This is a genomic window from Mesorhizobium sp. M1E.F.Ca.ET.041.01.1.1 (genome assembly GCF_003997355.1).
GTDB lineage: Bacteria > Pseudomonadota > Alphaproteobacteria > Rhizobiales > Rhizobiaceae > Mesorhizobium.
This window is the reverse complement of record NZ_RZSL01000876.1, coordinates 1-1,877: the sequence shown is the minus strand read 5'-3', so window position 1 is coordinate 1,877 and position 1,877 is coordinate 1. Positions and strand designations below refer to the sequence as shown.

At 65.0% G+C, this 1,877-nt stretch carries 2 protein-coding genes; one reads left to right on the top strand and one right to left on the bottom strand.

Annotated features, from left to right (window positions below; translation table 11 throughout):
* On the top strand, nucleotides 1-284 hold a 284-nt coding region (locus EOA38_RS35335), incomplete at its 5' end, for an aminotransferase class I/II-fold pyridoxal phosphate-dependent enzyme (protein WP_127301394.1).
* Nucleotides 285-325: 41 nt separating this feature from the next.
* Here EOA38_RS35335 and EOA38_RS35330 read toward each other — a convergent pair.
* Nucleotides 326-1,877 (bottom strand): Sua5/YciO/YrdC/YwlC family protein (locus EOA38_RS35330; protein WP_145966247.1); only part of this gene is annotated, 1,552 nt, incomplete at its 5' end.

Genomic DNA, 1,877 nt, shown 5'->3' with positions numbered 1-1,877 from the left:
TGCTGGTCGGCGATCCGGAGCTGTGCAAGATGGCCAGCGACCGCCTGCTCGGCGTCCACGGCATCTACATCCAGCCGATCAACTATCCGACGGTGCCGCGCGGCACCGAGCGGCTGCGCATCACGCCCACACCCTTCCATTCCGACGCGCTGATCGCCGAATTGCAGGACGCGCTGGTCGAGACCTGGGATGCGCTCGGCATTCCCTATGCCACCTCAGGCCGTCCCGTCCTCGCCAAGAGCGACCGCATCGTTCCGTTGCTGGTGAACCAATCAGGCGGGTAAGCCAATAAAGGCGCGGAACCCATCGTCGCCGAGCACCCCTCTTAGCCGAGGGCGGCCAAGCCTATCATCGCCTGGCCAAGCGCCAGCCCCCCGTCATTGGCCGGAACATCCGTATGGGCGAGTAGCTCGAACCCGGCCGCGGAGAGTTCCGAGAACACCCCTTCAAGCATGAGCCGGTTCTGGAAGACACCGCCGGAAAGCGCGATCGTGTCGACTTGGTTCTCGCGGGCCAATCGGCGCGTGGTTCTGGACACGACCGCGATCAAGGTCCGATGAAAACGCGCGGCGATCAGGCCGATCTCGACATCAGCAGCCATGTCGCGCAGCAACGCCTCCCAGAGACCTCGCCAGCGAATGATCGATCCATCGTCGGGAGGCAGCGCCCAGGCCTCGGCCTCCTCGATGAACGGGTTCGCGAGCGCCTCCAACTCCATGCCTGTTTGCCCTTCATAGGACTGCAGCTCGAAGCAGGTTCCCAGGATCGCCGCGCAAGCGTCGAACAGCCGTCCCGCGGAAGACGCAAGCGGGGCGTTGACGCCTCTTTCAATCATTTGCGCGACGATGCTCGGCCGCCTTTCGGCCAAAGCCTGTGCAAACGGCAGATTGCCGACGGGACCGGCAAGGAAATCTGGACCGAAGGCGGCATGGAGATGCGCGTAGGCATTGCGCCAGGGCTCGCGGCTCGCCTGGTCGCCGCCTGGCATCGCGATGGCATCGAAATGCGCCAGGCGTTTGTAGCGGCGATAGTCGCCGAGCAGGAACTCTCCGCCCCAGATCGTGCCGTCGTCGCCGAAGCCGATGCCGTCGAGGACCACGCCCAGCAGCGGAGGAGCATCAAGGGCGCGACCGTGCCCCGCGATGCAGGAGGCAAGATGCGCATGGTGGTGCTGGACTTCGATGAGCCTCGCTCCGCACTCGCGAGCGAGTTCGATGCCAATCTGCCTCGATCGGTAGGCCGGATGCCGGTCGGTCACTACGAGGCCGGGTTTCGCATCGAAAAGGTTGTTGTAGAGGTCCAGGGCGCGGCGCCATGCCGCCTGGCTCTTCGGTTCGGCGAGATCGCCGAGATGCTGGGAGAGCAGCGCCTTGCCATTTCCGGCCAGGCAAAACGCGCCTTTCAGATCGCCACCCGTTGCAAGCACGCTATGCGGGCTCTCGAAACCAGACGGCAATGGCATGGGCGACGGTGCGAGGCCGCGGGCACGGCGCAGCACCGAAACACCATGCTGGTCACAACGCACGACGCTGTCGTCCAGCCGGTTGACGATCGCGCGGTCGTGCATCAGCCAATGGTCGGCGATGCCGTGAAGCTCCCGCCGCGCTTCGTTATTGTCCCTGCATTGCGGCTCGCCTGAATGGTTGGCCGAGGTCAACACGATCGGCCTGTCGAGCACCCTCATGAGAAGATGGTGCAGTGGCGTGTAGGGCAGCATGAAACCGAGCCGGTCGTGGTCGGGGGCGACGCCCGGTGCCACCGGCCACTTCGCGCGCCGGTGCAGCAGCACGATCGGCGCGGCAGGAGATGAGAGTTCGTCACGCTCTTCGTCCGAGATCAAGGCGAACTCGCGGATCTGTCGCAGATCGCGGCCCATT